15 protein-coding genes and 2 pseudogenes are annotated in these 19,315 nt (G+C 61.0%); 8 read left to right on the top strand and 9 right to left on the bottom strand.

The features are described from left to right. Positions 1 to 298 precede the first annotated feature (298 nt). The 3 genes and pseudogenes from OKW35_RS11435 to OKW35_RS11425 all read right to left on the bottom strand — a co-directional run bounded on the left by OKW35_RS11435 (position 299) and on the right by OKW35_RS11425 (position 1,796). Complete coding sequence (locus tag OKW35_RS11435) at positions 299 to 517, bottom strand: hypothetical protein (protein ID WP_429354960.1); 219 nt, start codon at positions 515 to 517, stop codon at positions 299 to 301. A gap of 526 nt (positions 518 to 1,043) precedes the next feature. Continuing rightward, positions 1,044 to 1,199 (bottom strand): annotated as a pseudogene (locus OKW35_RS11430) (DUF6429 family protein); the annotation flags it as partial. A 327-nt stretch (positions 1,200 to 1,526) separates the two neighbouring features. After that, on the bottom strand, positions 1,527 to 1,796 hold the full coding sequence (locus OKW35_RS11425; protein ID WP_065851693.1) for a hypothetical protein: 270 nt from the start codon (positions 1,794 to 1,796) through the stop codon (positions 1,527 to 1,529). A 212-nt stretch (positions 1,797 to 2,008) separates the two neighbouring features. On the opposite strand from OKW35_RS11425, the gene istA reads away from it, so the two are divergent. From istA to OKW35_RS11410, 3 genes are read left to right on the top strand one after another with little or no spacing between them, the layout of a single operon-like run. Continuing rightward, a complete protein-coding gene (istA, locus tag OKW35_RS11420) occupies positions 2,009 to 3,511 on the top strand; it encodes an IS21 family transposase (protein ID WP_184069230.1) in 1,503 nt (500 codons plus the stop codon). Then, a complete protein-coding gene (istB, locus tag OKW35_RS11415) occupies positions 3,498 to 4,265 on the top strand; it encodes an IS21-like element helper ATPase IstB (RefSeq protein WP_429551082.1) in 768 nt (255 codons plus the stop codon). Before istA ends, istB begins: the two co-directional genes overlap by 14 nt. Further along, positions 4,262 to 4,480 (top strand): hypothetical protein, encoded by a 219-nt coding sequence (locus tag OKW35_RS11410; RefSeq protein ID WP_065851699.1) that lies wholly within the window; start codon positions 4,262 to 4,264, stop codon positions 4,478 to 4,480. Before istB ends, OKW35_RS11410 begins: the two co-directional genes overlap by 4 nt. A 103-nt stretch (positions 4,481 to 4,583) precedes the next feature. Here the strand turns inward: OKW35_RS11410 and OKW35_RS11405 are convergent. Continuing rightward, a pseudogene (locus tag OKW35_RS11405) lies at positions 4,584 to 4,673 on the bottom strand (DUF6429 family protein); the annotation flags it as partial. 76 nt (positions 4,674 to 4,749) lie between these two features. Then, positions 4,750 to 5,121 (bottom strand): helix-turn-helix domain-containing protein, encoded by a 372-nt coding sequence (locus OKW35_RS11400; RefSeq protein ID WP_429552142.1) that lies wholly within the window; start codon positions 5,119 to 5,121, stop codon positions 4,750 to 4,752. Positions 5,122 to 5,498: 377 nt separating this feature from the next. On the opposite strand from OKW35_RS11400, the gene OKW35_RS11395 reads away from it, so the two are divergent. Then, entirely contained in the window at positions 5,499 to 5,894 is a 396-nt protein-coding gene (locus OKW35_RS11395; protein ID WP_429354957.1) for a hypothetical protein, read from the top strand. A gap of 297 nt (positions 5,895 to 6,191) precedes the next feature. Here OKW35_RS11395 and OKW35_RS11390 read toward each other — a convergent pair whose 3' ends face one another. Together OKW35_RS11390 and OKW35_RS11385 are read right to left on the bottom strand one after the other, a co-directional pair. Beyond that, complete coding sequence (locus OKW35_RS11390; RefSeq protein ID WP_429552011.1) at positions 6,192 to 7,571, bottom strand: hypothetical protein; 1,380 nt, start codon at positions 7,569 to 7,571, stop codon at positions 6,192 to 6,194. A 900-nt stretch (positions 7,572 to 8,471) separates the two neighbouring features. Then, the gene (locus tag OKW35_RS11385) at positions 8,472 to 9,152 is read right to left on the bottom strand and encodes a sel1 repeat family protein (protein ID WP_429552010.1); all 681 of its coding nucleotides are present in this window, start codon (positions 9,150 to 9,152) and stop codon (positions 8,472 to 8,474) included. 355 nt (positions 9,153 to 9,507) lie between these two features. Here OKW35_RS11385 and OKW35_RS11380 point away from each other — a divergent pair, with 355 nt between their 5' ends. The 3 genes from OKW35_RS11380 (at position 9,508) to OKW35_RS11370 (ending at position 12,683) form a co-directional block, all read left to right on the top strand. Further along, the gene (locus OKW35_RS11380) at positions 9,508 to 9,861 is read left to right on the top strand and encodes a hypothetical protein (protein WP_429552009.1); all 354 of its coding nucleotides are present in this window, start codon (positions 9,508 to 9,510) and stop codon (positions 9,859 to 9,861) included. 2,182 nt (positions 9,862 to 12,043) lie between these two features. Further along, on the top strand, positions 12,044 to 12,310 hold the full coding sequence (locus OKW35_RS11375; protein WP_429552008.1) for a hypothetical protein: 267 nt from the start codon (positions 12,044 to 12,046) through the stop codon (positions 12,308 to 12,310). After that, positions 12,300 to 12,683, top strand: a complete 384-nt coding sequence (locus OKW35_RS11370; protein WP_429552007.1) for a hypothetical protein — start codon at positions 12,300 to 12,302, stop codon at positions 12,681 to 12,683. Before OKW35_RS11375 ends, OKW35_RS11370 begins: the two co-directional genes overlap by 11 nt. On the opposite strand, the gene OKW35_RS11365 is transcribed toward OKW35_RS11370, so the two are convergent. Next, positions 12,616 to 13,641, bottom strand: a complete 1,026-nt coding sequence (locus OKW35_RS11365) for a LuxR C-terminal-related transcriptional regulator (protein WP_429552006.1) — start codon at positions 13,639 to 13,641, stop codon at positions 12,616 to 12,618. The two genes, OKW35_RS11370 and OKW35_RS11365, sit on opposite strands and share 68 nt — an antisense overlap. Before the next feature lie 711 nt (positions 13,642 to 14,352). Here OKW35_RS11365 and OKW35_RS11360 point away from each other — a divergent pair. Beyond that, on the top strand, positions 14,353 to 15,603 hold the full coding sequence (locus tag OKW35_RS11360) for an ABC transporter substrate-binding protein (protein ID WP_429552005.1): 1,251 nt from the start codon (positions 14,353 to 14,355) through the stop codon (positions 15,601 to 15,603). Positions 15,604 to 15,684: 81 nt separating this feature from the next. On the opposite strand, the gene OKW35_RS11355 is transcribed toward OKW35_RS11360, so the two are convergent. Continuing rightward, complete coding sequence (locus OKW35_RS11355) at positions 15,685 to 19,011, bottom strand: AAA family ATPase (RefSeq protein WP_429552004.1); 3,327 nt, start codon at positions 19,009 to 19,011, stop codon at positions 15,685 to 15,687. Between the last annotated feature and the right edge of the window lie 304 nt (positions 19,012 to 19,315).

The raw sequence follows: 19,315 nt of genomic DNA, 5'->3' as shown, positions 1-19,315 counted from the left end.
TCCAAGGCGATAAGCGGGTCATCGCTGTCGGCAGCGCGTGCGCGCGACGTCGCCGGGGCGGGAACGCGATTCCCGGCGACGGCCGGTGACAGATTTATTACGCTCTACGCCGGAGCGGGGAGAATTTCATAGCGATGCAAGGGCCAAACGCGCGAACGCTTGCGCTGCCCCAAAATCAAAATTCGCCCCGGGGTCCGGCGGCTTATTCTTCTTCAGTACTGGTTCGTCTAGGACCGATCCGCCAAAGACCGCGACTCCAAACCGCTCTCAGACCCCGACCGATCGGGACGGCTTCGATTCAATCGACACTATCCACCCACGCGCGTGCCCATTGAATACCCGCCAGTTCCGCCTCTTCCTCTGTGTCGAATTCGCCGAGTACACCGGACGCTTCAAGGACCTTGTTGTCTTTCGTGATGGTGGCGCTTGCGGCGTAGCGTTCGGGGTGCAGGATTTCCTTCTGCTGCAGAATGGCACGACCCCATAGCATGTATCCCTGATGTTGTTCGCTTTGCATCAGCGTTCGATCTCGACGTATGCGCGACGCCCATCCACGCGAAGTACGTTACCCTCAGGCGTAACCTGACGCGGAATGTGGTCATAGCGTGGCTCCCCCGTACGGTGCCCGACCGCGGCGACAGATGCCTTTGGGCCGGGCGCTGCCGCAACGATGCGGTGCTGCAGCTGGCTACGTCCGGTGCGCATGCTCGCGCCCCGATGCTTCGGCGCCTTGCGGACCGGTTGGACCCGCCGCGTATCGCCTTGTGCCTCAGGCGGATTCCAAACTTCAATGTACCGGGCGCCGGCAAACGCGGGAAAAGCGATTGCCAGAAGGACCATGCCGTACCTGATTACTACCGTGGTCATTCCTTCTCCGATTCTAAGACGCTGCCATTGGACACGTAGTGCGTGCTCGCCCACGCAGGCCCACGGGGAACCCGTTCCGATGTCCGCCAATTTTCTCACGGCTGGATTACACGGCTGCGCTCCTGCGTCGCGATTCCCGTTCAGTCGCCACTGTCATTAGTTTGAAGTTCGTTACATTAGCCGTTCGGGCGCTCCGGGATAACGAAATGCTGCCGGAACAGGCGCTCGGACTCACATAACCCTTCCTCGGTAAAGACCACTGACTTCGTCTTGTTGACCGGGTCGCAGATGAGGCCCTTTTCGTAAAGGCGATTCAGCACGTCCCAGTCGAAGCTGTGAACGGCTGTGAGAAACCGACACTAGACGGCGGCATCGATCAGAGATACCGAATGGTCCAGGTCTGCTGAGCGGTTTGGTAATGGTTTGTGTGAAGTGCAGGAGGCGGCACCGGCTGCGTCGGAAGGAGCCCGTAGGGCGCGTGCAGACGCAGCCGGTTCGGCTTGCTTCAGGAAGAGGTGACGCTGAAGTCGGGATGCGGTAGAAGAAGGCTTACCGCCGAAGAAACAGGCTCGACACCGGCTCAAACCGCCAAGTTCACTCCGATGTCGAGCCCCACACGCGCACGGGGCACGGGTGCCGGGCCAGTATGGCACGACCCATTATTCCCGTCGATACCGTTTCGGCATTGACGGGGATTGCCGATGCCGGACACAGGCCGTCTGTTCGTGTGCGCCCGTTGCCGGGCGCAGGTCGTCGTTTGCCGCCGTTGCGACCGCGGCCAGATCTACTGCGACGGTGACTGTTCTGAGGTCGCACGCCAGGCCAGCATGCGCGTGGCCGGCCAGCGCTATCAGCGCAGTCGTCACGGCCGCTTCGCGCATGCCGAACGGATGCGCCGCTATCGCAACCGCCAGAATAAAGTGACGCATCAGGGTTCCGCTGTACCTGCCGCCGATGCTCTACTGGCACCGACTTCGACGACGTCGGCGGCAACAGCAGCGGTGTCCGCCACCGCCCCAGCTGTGCCTGAGCGTTGCCATTTCTGCCACTGCGTCTGTCCGGACTCCGTGCGCCTCGGGCCACTACGCCGTCGGGTCTTCCGTGATGTTCGTACTACTACCTACTACACAGGAAGTGACCCATGACCATTGGAGTTGAACTCGAGGCGCAGATCCTGCGCTACTACCACGTCGAGAAGTGGCGCTGCGGCACCATCGCACGGCAGTTGCACGTGCACCGTGGCACGGTCCAGCGCGTGCTGGCGCAGGCCGGTCTGCCCCGCGTCGGCGGGATGCTCAGACCTTCGCAGATCGATGCCTACCTGCCGTTTATTCATGACACGCTCAAGAGGTTTCCGTCGCTCACGGCCAGCCGGCTGTATGCGATGGTCACCGAGCGCGGCTACCGTGGCAACCCTCATCATTTCCGGCACCTGATCGCGGTACACCGTCCGCGTCCTACACCAGAGGCTTATCTGCGGCTGCGCACCTTGCCTGGAGAGCAGGGCCAGGTTGACTGGGCCCATTTCGATCATCTGCAGATCGGGCGCGCGCGCCGGCCGCTCATGGCCTTCGTCATGGTGCTGTCGTGGTCGCGGCAGATCTATCTGCGCTTCTTCCTCGATGCCCGCATGGACAGCTTCCTGGCGGGCCACGCCGGCGCGTTCGCGGCGTGGTCCGGATTGCCAAGGATCCTCCTCTACGACAATCTCAGGAGCGCTGTGCTCGAGCGTCAGGGTGATGCGATCCGCTTCAACCCGACGCTTCTTGCGTTCGCCGCTCATCATCGCTTCGAGCCCCGTCCAGTGGCAGTGGCCAGAGGCAACGAGAAGGGACGCGTCGAAAGAGCTATCAGGTATGTACGTGAGAATTTCTTTGCCGCGCGCAAGTTCGTTGACCTCGACGACCTGAATGCCCAGGCCGCGCTCTGGTGCGCCGGTCCCGCCGCCGATCGTCCCTGCCGGGAAGAGCCCACGATCACGGTGCGCGAAGCCTTCGCCCGCGAACAGCCCAGCCTGCTTGCGTTGCCGGCGAATCCGTACCCGTGCGAGCTGCAACTGGCCGTGAAGGTCGGCAAGCAGCCGTATGTGCGCTTCGATCTGAACGATTACACGATCCCGCATACCCACGTGCGGCGCGTACTCACGGTCCGGGCCGATCCCCGGCAGGTGCGCATTCTCGACGGCGCCGATCTGCTTGCAACTCATGTGCGCAGTTACGATCGCGGCGCGCAGATCGAGATTGTCGCGCACATCGACGCCCTCGTTGCACGCAAACGCGAAGCCCGTCACCATCGCGGCCTCGACCATCTCGCCCGCGCGGCGCCGGCCAGTCACACGCTCATGCTGCGCGCGGCGGAACGCGGCGCCAATCTGGGCAATATCACCGCCCACCTGCTGCGGCTGCTCGACCGTTATGGTGCAGCCGAACTGCAGGCAGCGATCGAGGAAACGCTCGCCAGCGATGCCGCGCCTCACCAGAATCCGGTGCGTCTGGCGCTGGAGCGTCGGCGCGAGTCGCGGCAGATACCGCCGCCGGTGACGGTGAACCTGCCCGAGCACGTGCGTAGCAAGGACACGCTGGTGACCCCTCACCGGCTCGACATCTACGACCAGATAACGGGAGGTGCTGATGAGCTCGCCTGAGAACCTGCAGGAGCGCGCGAACGCCCTGCGCCTGTACGGGCTGCTGGCACACTGGCCGGATCTCACGGACGCCGGCTGGGTTGCGCCGCTGCTGCAGTGGGAAGAAGACGAGCGTGCCCGCCGTTCGCTCGAGCGACGCATCCGGGATGCCCATCTGGGTAGCTTCAAACCGCTGTGCGACTTCGACTGGGCCTGGCCCACGCGCTGCGACCGGGCCACCGTTGAAGAACTGATGTCGCTCGAGTTCGTCAGGGACACCGCCAACGTCGTACTGATCGGCCCGAACGGCGTGGGCAAGTCGACCCTGGCGCTGAACCTCGCCTACCAGGCGCTCGTCAACGGGCACACCGCGCTGTTCACAACCGCTGGCCAGATGCTCGGCGAGCTCGCCGCGCTTGACAGTGACTCGGCGTTACGCCGGCGGCTGCACCGGTACGCCACGCCCGACGTGCTTGTAATTGACGAGGTCGGATACCTGTCCTACTCGAACCGCCACGCCGACCTGCTGTTCGAACTGATCAGCCGCAGGTATGGCGCAGCGAGCACCGTGGTCACCACAAACCGGCCGTTCGCAGAATGGTCGGAGGTGTTTCCGAACGCTGCCTGCGTCGTCTCGCTGGTTGACCGGCTGGTGCATCGCGCCGAAGTCGTCGCAATCGAAGGCGAGTCCTACCGGGTGAAGGAGGCACGTGAACGGGCCGAGCAGCGCACAAAGAAACGCAGCGCGGCACGCATGGAGAAGAAGAAGTCATGAAGCGCCTTCACCTGCCTTCGGGCATCACTCACGGGCTCGACTTCCTGATCCCGGACAACTGGTCCGCCGATCAGGCGCTGGCCGTCGTCGAACTCATCGACGATCTGCGCGAGCGTATCGCCGCGCACTACCAGATTCCGCTCAATGAACTGCTGCACGAACAGCGCGCGCCTCCCGACAATCCTCATCCTCGCGACATCGATGATCCATTCTGACGACCATCACCCAACAACAGCGGGCCGTAACCGCCCCCTGTTGTTGGCGCATTTATTCAACCTTGCGCCGCCATCTGGTGGCGCTTTTACACCGCCGCTAACAGAAGCCCTTCCAGGCGCGGCACTGATCGTGCAGCGTCAGGTATAGAAGTGCCAAGGCGACTTCGTCGATTGCGTCGGTATCGATGTTCATGACATACATCCCGCGGCCTTCTGAACCCGCACACAAAACCGCTCGGGACTACCCAGGATCTCGTCGGCCGACTTGCTCAGATGAACGGTTGGGGGTGAGCGTTGTAGACGTCAAGGTAGTGGCGGATTGCATCTTGGAGCTGGCGCGTCGAACCATGCGTGGCGCGACGAAGGTACCTTTCGGTAAGCGTAGCGAACCAGCGTTCGACCTCGTTGAGCCACCGCAATAACCCCGTCGACACCCGTGTTTCCATTGTCCTGGGTGCACCGGGGCTGGACGCGTGAAGCAGTCCGTCCACACGGTCAGCGACAAATCGCGCACGCCATCTAGAGACGGTTTTCTGGGCAAGTTGCGGTTTCCCCGCGACCGTGCTGTTGTCCGCCCCTTCAGCACAGGCCAGCACAATGCACGCGCGCAACCCCAACGCGTGTGCTGTCCTGCGCCGCATCATCAGCGCCTTGTTGCTCGAATTCCGATTTGCTCAGCACGAGTTCCGCTTCTGGGCCGGCCGCTCATCGCCGCCTCCCCGTATCCGTGCCACACATAGCACGTTAGTACGCGGCGAAAATAATTCAATGAATTTGTAAATCACCACATTACGCCAGCGTCGTCGCCCGGATGAGATCTGCTCCGGTAGCACGGAGTATCGCGCATAGACGACGGAAGGTGAGGGGTTCGCGACGCCAGAATCGCCGATCGCGGAGAAGACCTCGTTAGAACAGTCGCACTGTCACACATACGTTTCCAGACGACATGAGTTCAAGGCGAGGCGGAGCAGGGGTTTCGCGCCCACGAAAACACCTCACAAAAGCGATGTTATTGCCGATGGACCAGGCGTCGGTTCGGGAGCAATCGTTGGTCTCCCATCTTGCGCTTGTTGCCTGCCGCGACGGTCATGTCAACGGCCACCTGTTCAATGAGCTAATGCGAACCGTGTACCTCGCATGGTTTCTCCAGCAGGACGGTTACGGAAACGAACCGGTCCGGCGTTTCAAGACCGCGGAACATGCCGTGGAGGCCGCACTGGAACTGGCCCATGCGGCAAACGAGTGGGTGCTCCCTGAAGATGCTGTTCCCGTTTTTGAGGGCCTGCTGGCTTTGCACGATGCGCAGCTCGCCACCGTTTCCCTGCACAAAATAATCAGCGCAGAGCGCCGCCTCAGGCAATTCCTCGCCGGCACTACTAGTTCGCCTGTTCCAGACGTAGATCCAACCTCATAATAGCCTTTGGCGGCGGCACCAAAAGATTGTAGGTATAAATTCAGGATAACTGATCGTTAATGGTCGTCTTCATCCCGGAGTGCGGTCGAGGAGAGGGCACAAAGTTCCGACCTGGCGTGCGGACCCTGCAGATAGAAAACAGGGTCCGGTCGACAAGCTACGGCAATTTTTCGACCATTGAGCTACGGTGCACCGTAGCTCAGGAACCGGGGCGATCATTCGCCCGCACCGTTGCCGGGCTCGGCCGATGTGCTTCCTGCGTCATTGCAGATCAGCTCATGGCACGCTACTACCGCCTCATAACAGCACTGCCTGCTGCAAAAGCTCCAGCGCTTTGAGTTCGTCCAATCGGCCCGTGCGTGCCTTGCCTGCCAGCGTCTTGAGCAATGCCTCCGCGATCGGTGCAATGCCGTGAAGATGGTCCAGGCTCGTCACGGACGGGGATAGCGACTCGCGCAATTGCGGAGGTGTTGCGGGGGCCGCGAGCGACTCAGCGGTTGCCGCCGTGGCTGCCGCCGGTTCACCATCACTTTCGCCAGATTTGCGACCGGCAGGCTCGTCAGGAGCATCAGCGACATGATGCGGCTGGCTGACGACGATCGTCGCTTTCTCTGAGGCATCGGCAGAACCGGACGCGCGGTCTTTCGCCCCGGTCCGAACGTCCGCCCGCGAGCGCCTCGCGTTCGCCGTCGCATCGGCGGGGTTCGCCGATGCGCGATCTTCCGTTGCGGCCGCGAGTGGCTCCTTCTGTTCAACGGATGCACGGCCGCGCGCGGCGGGCGTGAGCAAACGCGACACCGACTGCGGGATGTCGGCTTCCGAACGCGGCGTGTCCAGCCAGCCAGCTGGCAAACCAAGTCGTTCGGTGAAACGGTTTGCTTCAACACTGTCGAGCCGTTTTTTGCCATACAGCCGGTGGGCCATGTTGGATCCGCTCATCTTCATGACCACACCGAGTCTTGCTTTCGATCCGTTACGAGCCGTCAAAACAAGGAGGTTCGCGCGTCGAATTTTCTCTACGTCACCGCTGTCGTCTAACGCCAGTGGTCGCTGTTGGTTTCCCCCGACAGATGTCCTGGGTTTCGAAGGTAAACCTTTTCGCGGCGCACGTGGGGCAGGCGATTCGGCCATCTGGCTTCGACTGTTTCTGACGGCCCTGGGCGAGTCGCCCGTTGCTTTTTTCGGCATCTGCGCTTTCCCCGACAAACTGTCTTCAGGATATGGTTGCTGGCCGCCGTGAACGGCGGAAGGCGGCATGGGTGTTTGCGACACTGCCTCGGGTTCGTCGTCGGTCCGGACGAAATCGAGCGGTGATTTCAGGCGGGCGATGGTTTCGGGCGCAAGCGCAGGATTGGGCTGGTCAAAGAAACCGTGAGGCAATCCAAGCGTGGTTTCCAAGTGAAAGGCGGTCTCGGGCGTGAACCTTTCACCCTTCGTCAGCTCGGCCACTCGCGCCATGTTCGATCCCAGTCCCAGCGCGATATTCTCCGCGCCTACCGTATCCACCAGAAACTGGAACGATCGTGTCTTGAAAATGGAGGCAGTGTGGGCAGAGTCCCGGGCAGGTGCATTGACGTACGGCGGTTTCGGCCGGTTCGGCTGGGACTGTTTGACGTGACGAGGTTGGCGCTGGCCGCTGTCCCGAGATCCCGCATATCGTCCGCGGGTTTGACTCATATAGTAGGGCTCCATGCGATCACTGGTGTGCTGAGTGCGATTATAGATGACGTGATGCTGGCAGTGGATGCCGAACGACGCGATAGCGCGAAAACACACGGGGGAATCCGGCCATAGTGTGATACCGGTTAGCGTCCGCGCTCTCCGGTCGCGATCCGGTGATGCTGGCCTGCGAAGCAATGCACAGCCAGCCTTTTGCCGGTCACACGAAATCGTCAGATATCAGGCAGGCGATGGAGGACTGATGCGCCGGCTCTCTCTCGTTCAACGCAAAGCGCGGCCGGCGGTTGATGCGTCGGTGGTTAGCGAACCGCGGCTGGTCAGTCTGCCCCTCGAAAGTCCGGCCGAACTTCTGCAGGCCAGAATGATTCGGGTTGCCAGGCATTTCTTGCCAACGTGCCATCAGTGATGCACGAGATCTGCCGATCTCCGAAGCACCAGGGCAGCGCATACACCACCTTGCCGATTCGCATCGCCGGTATCGATCAATCGGGAAAGCCTGCTCGCCGGTCGGCGCGGTTATTTTCTCACTTTGCATTTCGCGAGGACCTGCATTCAGACAATGCGGGTCCTCGTATCACGAAGAACGGAGAGTTTCTGTGCTGCAATGTCGGCGCTAGCCATTGATGACAGCGTCCATCGAGTGGCGGATGTCGCCAATGCCTGACGCAAGTCCCCAAGGGAAGAGGTCGCGATAGTGACACTTAGTGACGCTGCCTGCGTCAGCACGAATGCGCCCGACAGAACGTGAGGTGCTGACTACGTATGGATCTGACCGCTTCGATCCGGGGACTGACACACGCGGCACCACTTTGCCTGCCGGCGTATCTGCGGCCAGCTCAACGCGGCTTCACCTCTTAACCTCGTCCTCCGTCTCGTCCGGCGGGCGGTAGGGCACCTTCACCGTAGCGCTGCCAGACGGCGTTGGCAACGCATGTCACCCCCGCCGCGCCGATAGCTCTGTATGGCCTTCGTGCGGTCCTGGGTAACGCTCTTCTCTTCGGCACCCCACGCGCCCTCCCAGTAAAGCCCGAGATTGTATGCTGAGGCCTTGTGGCCCAGTGTGATGGCCCGCTCGTAGAGCGTGAGCGCGCGGCTCGTATCGACCGGCATGCCCCGCCCAAGGCGTGCGCTATCGGCCAGCGCTGCAGCGGCCATGCCGCGAAGATGGCCGTCCGCGGTCTCATCCTTCATCACGTCTTCGAAGATCGCATTACCTCTCTCAAGGTCCGCCTCGCCTCCGGTTGGTGTGACGAGAGAAATGGCCATTGCCATCCGCCAGGCGGGATGCCGGTTAGCACCAATGCACTCAAGCAACCAGCGGCCGAGATGCGGCGCACGACTGAGCGTGCTGGTGAGAAGAGCATTGGCGATCGCGGCGAGCGACTCGGGCGACAGAAACCCGGTCTTGTTTGCCGCAATGACGTGACGGGAAAACTTCTCGACATCCAGAGTAGGGTCAGCGAGGCGCAACTGATGCCATTCACGCTCGATCGTTCCTACCCAGCTTTGCATTTGCATGGTGAGCAACACGTTGGTGAGGAATGCACCTGATTCTAGCTCACCTTTGGTGAAATGCAACTTTCCGGAGCTCGTGCGTCCCGTTCACATGCGTTCGCCAGATAGAGGGTTGCCATCGTTTCCCCGTCTCGGTCAGACGACGATTCTGAGCAAAGCTTCAATCTTTCTGCTGTGATCCAGCGCGGCGGTGAGTGGTGCACGGAGTTACGAAGCGTTGGCAGGCACTGGCGCCGCCTGCAACATCAAGGCGGTGGCGCAGACCGTAGTTGGATGATCAGGCATAGATGGCGATGGTATTCATATCGCGACTTGTGGCAAGATCCGAACCGGATGACAGAAACGGGTTCGCGAGGCCATAGGCAAGTGTATTCGCCAGCCTGCTTCGCACGACGTTGGAGAAGGAGAGTGTCCCACGATGGCTGATGCATTTGAACTCGTTGCCCTGGCGTTGCCCGGCGACGTCGCCCCCGAGTCACTGCCCGCCATCGTGCGCCAGTTCGTCGCGGATTGCTGGCCCGGTATGAGCCGCAGCCAGTTGATCGCCCGCGCCCGGCGCCTTGCGCTGCGGCCGTCGCTGCGCGCCTATCGCCCGAGCGCGCCTGGAGACATCGGACACTTTGCGCTCACACTTATGGTGGGCGCGCAGACCGTGTCCCTGATCGCGCATTTGCGCCGCGTCGCACAGCGGCGCGCATCCGCACGCAATCGCAACGCGGCCACCGCCTCGCGACCGCCCGCGCGCGATCCGCGTCAGACGTCGCTGTTCTGAAAGGGCGCCGAACTCGACGACCTTCATCGAATGGGGTGCCACGCAGGTGCGCGAGTTCATGAGCACGATCGAGGCCATGACGCAAAAAATCTACGGCGGGCTTCTGCGCGATGCCGCGCACGGTCGCGTGCCGCTGGCGGCGAGGCACGTCGACGATCAGACTGGGGACGCCGTCCGCAACTTGTCGGAAGACAATTGGTTGCCGGGATTCGACGCTAGTCGGGAGGATCACCCTGGCTCCACACTCCCCATGCGGATGACCCCTGTTTCAGCTTCATCCTGTCTTCACGAAAAGAGGCTCTTTTGCCCGTCTGTTTGCGTAAAAGCGGGTTCTAGCATGGGCGTATTCTTTCACACGTCACGAAACAACAGGCGTGATCGGGGTAGCGAGGAGAAGAGCGCGGCCCCGCGGCTTCGATATTGCCGCGGGGAATGCGTCGACTATTCGCCCAGCCACGAAACCGAGCAACCTCGTTGGTGCACGGTAGCGGACAGTTCCATGCTTCATCGGTTACGCAAACAAACGCACCCGGGTAAGGCTGGCAAAGCCGGTGACGGAAGACCGCCGGATGGCCGTAACTCTATGTCAGCAGCGTGTGCACGTCCTCTCACGGACGGTCCCCGGCAACAGGGGCATGCGCACGCCGATTGACAACGGTTCTGGTCTCTCAGATCTCTCGAAGTGCGCGCCACCTCACGGCTAGTCGGTCGAACAACAAGTAATCGAGGAGCGACCATCAACCAGATGTTAAGTCAGCACTGCAGATGATGCTACGGAGTCGCTGGCAAATTTCGATCCGGCGAGTGGCATCCAACGCGTTGGCGCCTACTACCTCGCGCAGCGGAAGCTACGGTTCATTCGATACCCACGAGAGCGCACCGCGCTTTTCATTAGCCGTGTTGATCGCATTGATTGCAGCGGACGACGTTTCTATCCCATTCTGTGCGGTGTGCAGCTTATGACACCTGGCCAGGTGATGACATCGGCTTCGCAACGGATAGGCCAGCGCGCATCTGCCTGGGGGACCAGTTCGGCCGGCAAGTGGACACGTCCGTTAGAAGCGCACTCCAGCGTGCTGCCGGTGTTGGATGCTGAGGGTCTGTCGCGCGTTCGTCATCGATATCCTTGCGCGCACTGCACCGATCCGCGCACCACCCACGCGTCGGGGCGAGATATGAGCGCCACTGTTCCAGGACGAACAACCCGACCCTCGGCTTTGCGGCAACGCGGCCCACGAGCAGACCTTTGCGTCTGTCGCTTCGCACAGGCCCTTGCACGTCCGTTCCGCCATCACGATGGCGCCACTGCACCGCTTCGGCACAACCTCAGCCCTCAGCCGGCCTCCCGCCTGACCACGCATCCCGCAACACCGCTCGCCATCCCGGGCAATCGATCGCCATAGCCCCGAAGACTCCATTGCGTCAGAGCACTCCGCGGTTTCCTACCCTTCAGGTTTATTCAACGCCTGCCCGCACGCGCCGGCGCGCACCCCGAGTCCACGGACATGGGCAGGCATCGAACAAACCTCAAGTGCAACTGCCCGCCGTATCGCCAGGTTTGCACGTGCAACATCACCGGCGGCCGACAGTCGGACGACTTCCCGATCAACCCAGCCGTAGGCATCGCATACGTGACCACATACCGCGAGAACACGATCCGATCGCGTGGGCCTCTAGCACGACGGTAATCGCAACGGCAGAACGGTGATCGCGGGAGAGGCTTTCACACCGGCAATCGCCGGTCCTTCAGCGGGCGCCTAGGGGCGGGCGTCGGGTGACTATGGATGCATCGCCGACATCACGGCCGATGGAGGTGGAACCTCCGGACCGCCCGACAGCGTATTTCGTACCGCAAAGCAGCTGCCGGGTCGAGTTGCCAAGGCTGGCGTAGGGCGGCAGCGGCGTTCGACTGGCTTTGATGAGAGCAGTTGCGACACACTCGCGCACCGCGGCGCCAGTTTCTCCATTGCCGCCTATTACCAAAGTGATATAGCGGCAGCGAGGCTCGGAAATCATACTGGCTCCGACCTGCCGCACACACGAGCTCGCTGCACAGTTTCCGATGTTTTTCCAGCTTGCAAGCAAGTGCGGCCGGTAGCCCCTGCAAGGGGCAGCGCCGGCGCTCGCCTCTACACGTCGCGACGGCGCGTTGCGTCCACATTCTTTTTTGACGGAGACTCCTATGAAAACAGTGTTACTCGTCGCCGGTGGGCTATTGTGCGCGTGCGCCTGGCACGCCAGCGCGCAAAACATCACTGCAAATCCAACGACCGCAGCACAGCCTGACGCGATGAATTCGGAAGGCCCCGACCCTTCGGGAAGCTCGATGTCCGGCGGACATAGCGTGGGTCACGGAAAGACCCGCGCCGAAGTCTATCAAGACCTCGTGCACTCGCAGCAGAACGGCGAGGCAGCGCGGTTGCAGGAACTCTACAAAGGTGGCAACTGAAGCTGCCTGGAGCGGGCAAACTGCGGCTCCGGAGAAAGGAGGGAAAACCAAAATGGCGTCTTTCGACGAACCGTCGATTCTCTCCGAGTACAACCGCGGGGAGAAGCTGATCGCCGGCATCGTGCTCGCCGTCGTCACGTTCTGGCTGTTCGCCCAGACGACCTTGAACGTGCTGCCGTCCATGTGGGCGGATCTGCAAATCGACGACGGCCTCAGTGACATCGCCGTCAGCATCACCGCCCTCTTTTCTGGCGTTTTCATCGTCGTCGCAGGCTGGCTGGCGGACAGGGTCGGCCGCGTGAAAATCAATCGAGGGAGCGTCGCGCATTGTCCTGCTTCGAGCGTAGTTTGTCGGCCTCCAGTCTGCGCGTGACTAGATGGATCAGGTAAGTCGCAAACTCGGGATCCTGATAGTACATCCGCATTGCATCGGCCGCGGAAACCGTCAGCAACTCGCATTCACTCTTGCAACAGGCCGTCCAGGTGCGGCGATGGTCCGGCGAGAAAAGTCCGATCTCTCCGAGGATCGTGCCAGCGCCCACATCGACTCCGATCTCCTGAAGGCTGACCGTCCCGCGCAACACATAGTAGAGCGCGTCGCTTGGCGCATCCTTGCGAAACAGCACGTCTCCGCGTTTGAAGCGACGGGGAGGCAAATCAGAGAGGAGCCGCTTGATGGCGAGCTGCGCATCGAGCGCCTGATGAAGCTGTGCATCGCCGACCTGATCGAGCCGCGCGGCCGCGATGCTGGCCTGCCTGCGACTCTCGACCTTGAGCGCTTTATACACCGTATAGAGATGCACTTTTACTGTCCCTTCCGCGATATTGAGTTGCCTCGCGATCGACTTGTTCGACTCGCCGCGCGCCGCGAGAGCCAGTACTTCAATCTGGCGTGGCGTCAGCATGCGGTTGTTCATCGGAGGGTCGGGAACCACGCGCGAATCCGTGGTTGCGCTACGCGATGCTTGTGTGTGCTTTATTGCAGAGAACGTTGCCGGCAGGTATGCCGCGCCAGCCAGCACCACCTGTAGCGCGTCGCGCAACGCTTGCCCGGACTGCGACTTGTTCAGGCAGCGCGCCACACCGGCAGCCATGAAGGAGTCGATAGTCTGCTGACCGATCTCGCTCAGCAATGCGAGCGCTGGCAAATGCGGGAAGACGCGCCGCAATGCGCTCAGCACATCGAGTGCTTCGTTTTGATGGTCGCCATCCAGTATCAGCAGGTCTGCGCGGGTCCAGTCTTCGAAAGCGGTGATCCGATAGTCCGCACATGTCACCTCGATACACTCTTCGAAGTCGCGGACCAGGTGTGCAACGCCCTCGCGGAACAAACCGGTCGGTGCGATGAGGATGATATGCATATGCGTCACTTCTTGCGTCGATATCGTTCGCCGCGAATGCGAGCGCGTACTGCTCTAGTCTGAGACGCTGGAGCCATTGCGCGATGTGCTGGCGCATGCGTACGCCCAGTGCCGCTCGAACAAGGGCGCGCCGGGTGTCGATCGGCAGGACTTCGCGGAGGTCGAAGCGTATGGGGTGCAGAGGTCCTCGCGATAGATCTTGTCGTACAGCGCGTAGAAGCGATACCCGGCTTCTGCGTTCGCTTTCGCGTGTAACGCCATCGGCAGCTTCTGAACACGAATCGGAGTTGATAGGTTGCCCAATCTCCACGTCCTCACTAGGTATTGCGTCCTTGTCGCCTGCATTCGATGCCAGCCGGCACACGCGAGTTTGCCGCACCGGTTTGGCTCCGGCGCGACGCGATGCGATTCGCAAACGTCAGACGAAAATCGGGCGCACCGCTCGCCAATGCAACAGCTTGGCACTCAACCGGGCCGATGAATACCCAGTGTAGGCGTACAACTCGCACGGCGCATGATGTTCGACGGCGTTTCGAGTCACGACGGGTACTGGGCAGCGCGTCCCACCTTGCCGTTTTGTCCCACGCGGGAAAATGGCGGACGCCGCGTGCTGACTCGGCCTATTCTATGGAAGGAGCGCTCCCGCCTGTCGGGCAAGGGCGCGCGAGCGGGAGCGAATCCATGAGCACGGTGAATCTCCGGCGCAAGCAGGTCCTTGTGTCTTTCGCGCTACCCACGATCATCGTAGCGTTTGCGTTTTCAGGTTTTGCAGTAACGGCGCACGCCGACACGGTTCGGATTACCGTCTCGCACTACAGTGACGCGACTGGCCCATACTTCAACAAGATGGCTCACGAGTTCGAGAAAGCTACCCCTGGTACGACAATCAAGATCGAAGAAGTAAACTGGGACGCGCTGCAACAGAAGCTCCAGACCGACATCATGGGCGGCGCGAACTCGGACCTGGCGATTGTCGGTACCCGCTGGTTGCTGGACTTCGTTAAGGACGACGTCGCCGAGCCCCTTGACGGCTACATGGACGCCAGCTTCAGGGACCGCTTCATTGGCCAGATGCTGGCGCCGGGTGAAATCAAAGGCAAGGTGTATGGATTGCCGCTCGCTGCTTCAACACGCGCGCTGTACTACAACAAGGACCTGCTTGCGAAAGCTGGTTATCCAAATGGTCCGAAGACCTGGAACGACGTAATCGATGCGTCGAAGAAGCTGAAAGCGATGCATATCGCCGGCTTTGGTCTTCAAGGCAAAGAGATCGAGACAGATGTCTACTTCTACTATGGACTCTGGAGTTACGGCGGAGATGTGATCGGCAAGGACGGCAAGGCTGCTTTCAATTCGCAGGCTGGTGTGAAAGCCGCAACGCTGTACAAAACGATGATAGACGAGGGTCTGACCGAAGCGGGGGTCACCGGGTATAACCGTGAAGGCGTACAGAACCTGTTCAAGCAGGAGCGTGTGGCGATGGTTATCTCTTTGCCCTTACTGTCGAAGCAGATCGCGAAGGAGGCGCCGAATCTGAAGTACGGTATCGATCCCATTCCGACCGGAACGACGCAGGCCACCTATGCGGTGACCGATTCAATCATGATGTTCAAGAACTCCAGGGTAAAGAAGAGCGCCTGGAAGTTTCTCGACTTCCTCTTCACAAAGAGCCCGCGCGTCGAATTCTCGAAGACGGAAGGCTTCCTGCCCACGACGAAGGCCGAAGCCAGCGATCCGGCACTCAATGGCCCAGACACCAAGGCGTTCAACGCATTGTTGCCGAACGCACGGTTCGCACCGACTGTCACTGGGTGGGAAGACACCGCGAAAGTCGTGTCGGGTGCCATGCAGTCCGTCTACCTGGGAAAAGCTCAACCCGCCGCGGCGTTGAATGCGGCAGCCGAAAAGGCAAACCGGTCGCTGGGTAAGTAAGGCGACTGGGGTAATTGAGATTTGATGCAGACCGGCGCAAGCGGCTCTCGGCAAAAAAACCGGGGCGAGGTGAGACGATTTTCAGCCCGTCAATGGTTTGATGCCCATTTCCCGGCAAAGCGATGCGGCGTCTGCTGCACTTCTCTCGCCCAATGCTTTATCTCCGCCCATCTTTTGCAGCCAAGACAGGCCATATAGGCACTGTGCTTGCAAAGGACGCATTCCGAGGTCGTGGGCGATCATCAACGCCATGCGATAGTGATTGTGAGCTTCCTCAATCCGAGGTGCGGTAGCGTTGCCATCCGAGACAAGATCTCCCAACAAGCACCCGGCCCAAGCCTCGTTGCCTCGTTCGCCGGAGGCTCGTGCCAGGTCAATGGCATGATGTGCATGAGCAACGGCTTCATCCTGTCGACCAGCGAGCTGGCATACTCGACCGAAAATTGAGAGCACTAGCGACTGTCCGAACGTTAAATTACTCGCCGCCGCTTGGCGAACTGCCTCTTCCAGAAGAACCAGTGCCTCATCGGTCCGGCCCAGTGAAGCATACGCCGCCCCCAGACAGGCGGCTATCCGAGGAATGAAGATGGGAAACTCAGCGCTCTTGCACATGGCCAGTGCTGGCTCAAGCGCCTCAACAGCAACGTCGGGATTGCCTTGAACAAGGTGCATCCGTCCGACACCGTGGCCAGCAAAGATCAGTTCCTCTGGCTCATTCATCCCTCGGGCCATGCCGGTCGCCTCCTGTCCAAGGACGGCAGCCTCTTCAAACCGGCCGAGTTCGGCAAGACACAGCACCGACCAGATACGAGCGTTGACGCGCGTGAATCTTACGTAAGCCTCATGGGGTCCGAGGCCGTAGCCAGGGCCTTCATGGAGGACCTCTAGCGCCTGCCGAGCGTGTCCCATAGCGCGTTCATAGTCTCCGCGGCCATACCGCGACCTTGCCAGCATCATAGCAGCCCAAGCCTTCGCATCGGGGTCGCTTCGCCGCTCCGCTAACGCCAGGGCGCGTTCGCCTGCCTCGACGGCGCCGACCAAATCGCCTAACGAACCGAGTGTGAAAGCCAACCTTGATAGAACGCGCGATAGGCGTACCTCGTCGCCAAGCCCTTCGGCAAGATGTTTCGCGGTCTCCAGATTCGCTCGGTCCCGTGTCAATTCTCCGAGCGGATAAAGCGAGTGGTTAAGTTCCCATCGGATGTCGATGATTTCACCAAGTGTCTCGGCTGAGGACGGCAGGGCCGCATAGGCAGTCAAAGCTTTCTCGAACAGGACCGACGCCTCGCGATGCGCGGCGCGTTTTGCAGTATTGTGACCGGCACGCCGCCACTGCCGGGCCGCCTTTTCCGTCAATCCGGCCTGGGCGCAGTGTTCGGCCAGGATTTCCGGTTGTTGCTCCGCTACGTCAGAAAAATGATCTTCGAGCTCCATTGCGATGCGGGCATGCAGCTGCTGCCGCCTCTCCCGCAGCAGGGAGCTGTATGCGGCGTCTTGCACCAGGGCGTGCTTGAAGGTGTATTCCGCATCCGGTGGTGCGCCGTGCTGGAAAACCAGCTCCGCACTGACGAGATGATCCAATGCGTCGTCCAGGCGCTCTTTGGGCATCGACGCGACCGCGCTGATGAGCTCATAAGAAAATCGCCGGCCGATTGCAGCGGCGATTTGTGCTACATCCCGCGCCGGGGCCAGGCGATCGAGACGCGCCATCAGCGAAGCGTGCAGCGTCATCGGGATCGCCAGTCGTGGCAGCGGACCATCGAGGACGTAGCGCCCGTTCTGCTCGCACAGTACGCCGCTCTCCAGCACTGTCCTGGTCAGTTCTTCGACAAATAGCGGTATTCCATCCGTATGCTCGATGATCCGGTCTGTGACCTCTTTCGGCAGTGCCTTGCCAAGCGTTACGCGCTCGATCATCTCGGCTCGTTGCCGAGGGTGCAGACGATTGAGAGCAAGGAGCATCACCTCTGAGCGGCCGATCCACGGAGATACGAACTCAGGCCGGAAGGTGAGAATCAGCAGGACAGGCAGGGTTGCAATACGATCGACAAGCTGGTCCAGCGCTTCAAGCGAGCTGGGGTCGGACCAATGCGCATCTTCGAACAATATCAGCAGCGGCTGGCGTCTTGCCCGGTCCATGACCTGCGCAATTATCGTGCTAAGCGTCTTATTCTTGTACTGCTGCGGCGTGAGGTTAAGTGTTGGGTATCGACCTTCCGTCGAGATCGATAGCAACGCCGCCACCAGCGGAGCAGCTTCGCCCAGATTGTCGGCCGCCAACGCGAGCACTGCCTCAAGTTTGTCTAGGCGTTGTTCAGCAGTGTCGTCGTGCCGCAAACCGGCCGCACGCTGGAGCTGGGAAATGAACGGATAGAAGGCGCTGTCTTGATCGCGGCGCGAGCAGAAATACCGCAAGCGGCTGTGCGGCTCGAATTGGAGCCGCTCTTCAAGGGCAGCGGTCAGCCTCGATTTTCCGATTCCCGGCTCGCCCGAAAGCAGCACAACCTGGCCCTCACCGTTCTTCGCCCGCTGCCATCGGCTGAGCAACAGCTCGATTTCTTCGTCGCGTCCGACAATTGGCGTCAACGTCGTCGTGTGCAGCGCCTCGAAGCGGCTTTCGACCCCGCTGGGGCCGAGCACTTGCCAAACCCGCACTGCTTCGTCAAAACCCTTCACTGTCGTCAGGCCCATGTCGCGGTAGTCAAACAGCCCGGCCGTAAGCCACTGCGTGCTCGTAGAAATCACCACTGTTCCGGCCTCGGCCAAGGTCTGCAGCCGAGCAGCGAGATTGGGCGTCTCGCCGACGACGCCACGCTCCTGGACTTCGCCTTCACCCGTCACATCACCGACTACCACTACGCCGGTAGCAATCCCGATCCGCACTCGCAAACGTTCGTCGGTCCCGGAATCGAGCTTGCCGATGGATCGCACCAGCGTCAGCCCCGCACGTACGGCCCGCTCGGCATCGTCCTCATGCGCCTGAGGATAACCAAAATAAGCCAGCACACCGTCGCCCATGTACTGGGCAATGAAGCCACCGGCCTTGGTAATGACATCCGCGCAACCCCGGTAATAGGCGCCGAGGATCTTCCGCATGTCTTCCGGATCGAGCCGCTTCGAGAGGGCAGTCGAGCCGACGAGATCGCAGAACATGACGGTGAGCTGGCGTCGGTCCGCGTCATCACGTGGCACGAGCGCGGCCACGATTGGAGATATTGCAACGGCGCTGTCGTCAAGTTGGGCGATCGCGCGCAGCATTTTGCGGCGATGTCCAAGCAGGACGCCAAGATCCTTGAGATCCTGGTCCGTGAGATCGCGAAGGACCGCGCGATCGATACCATTCTCGGCAAAGAGCTGGACGTACTCGGACAAGCCGAGTGATGCTAACCACTCTGCAATGCTTCCCACCCCTAATCTCCTGAAGGCGGCTGCTTCATGCAATGGTAGGAAAAATATTTGCTCCGCGCTTGTCGACAATCAGCGCGGCGGCCGGCTGCGACCAAAAGTGATTGATTCCAGTCGTTGTGCGGTGCGGCTAACGACGTACGATTTGTTCCGTTTCCTGACGTCCCCAAAACCTGGCTCTTAGATTATTGCTTGCCCGTGGATCCGTGTTCCAAACCTGCGTCTCGGATCTTCCCGCGGAGGCTGAGGCGCAGGACGTCCGGGCTGGGTCGCAAGTTCGCGTCCGCTTGAGCGCTCGACCGTGTCC

It is taken from the genome of Paraburkholderia sp. MM5477-R1 (assembly GCF_050436385.1).
Lineage (GTDB): Bacteria > Pseudomonadota > Gammaproteobacteria > Burkholderiales > Burkholderiaceae > Paraburkholderia > Paraburkholderia tuberum.
This window is presented reverse-complemented; position numbering and strand designations above follow the sequence as displayed.

Coding starts and splice junctions, on each gene's coding strand:
- OKW35_RS11435 (WP_429354960.1), bottom strand. CDS start 517: ATGCAAAGCGAACAACATCAGGGATACATGCTATGGGGTCGTGCCATT.
- OKW35_RS11425 (WP_065851693.1), bottom strand. CDS start 1,796: ATGCGTCACTTTATTCTGGCGGTTGCGATAGCGGCGCATCCGTTCGGC.
- istA (WP_184069230.1), top strand. CDS start 2,009: ATGACCATTGGAGTTGAACTCGAGGCGCAGATCCTGCGCTACTACCAC.
- istB (WP_429551082.1), top strand. CDS start 3,498: ATGAGCTCGCCTGAGAACCTGCAGGAGCGCGCGAACGCCCTGCGCCTG.
- OKW35_RS11410 (WP_065851699.1), top strand. CDS start 4,262: ATGAAGCGCCTTCACCTGCCTTCGGGCATCACTCACGGGCTCGACTTC.
- OKW35_RS11400 (WP_429552142.1), bottom strand. CDS start 5,121: ATGCGGCGCAGGACAGCACACGCGTTGGGGTTGCGCGCGTGCATTGTG.
- OKW35_RS11395 (WP_429354957.1), top strand. CDS start 5,499: ATGGACCAGGCGTCGGTTCGGGAGCAATCGTTGGTCTCCCATCTTGCG.
- OKW35_RS11390 (WP_429552011.1), bottom strand. CDS start 7,571: ATGAGTCAAACCCGCGGACGATATGCGGGATCTCGGGACAGCGGCCAG.
- OKW35_RS11380 (WP_429552009.1), top strand. CDS start 9,508: ATGGCTGATGCATTTGAACTCGTTGCCCTGGCGTTGCCCGGCGACGTC.
- OKW35_RS11375 (WP_429552008.1), top strand. CDS start 12,044: ATGAAAACAGTGTTACTCGTCGCCGGTGGGCTATTGTGCGCGTGCGCC.
- OKW35_RS11360 (WP_429552005.1), top strand. CDS start 14,353: ATGAGCACGGTGAATCTCCGGCGCAAGCAGGTCCTTGTGTCTTTCGCG.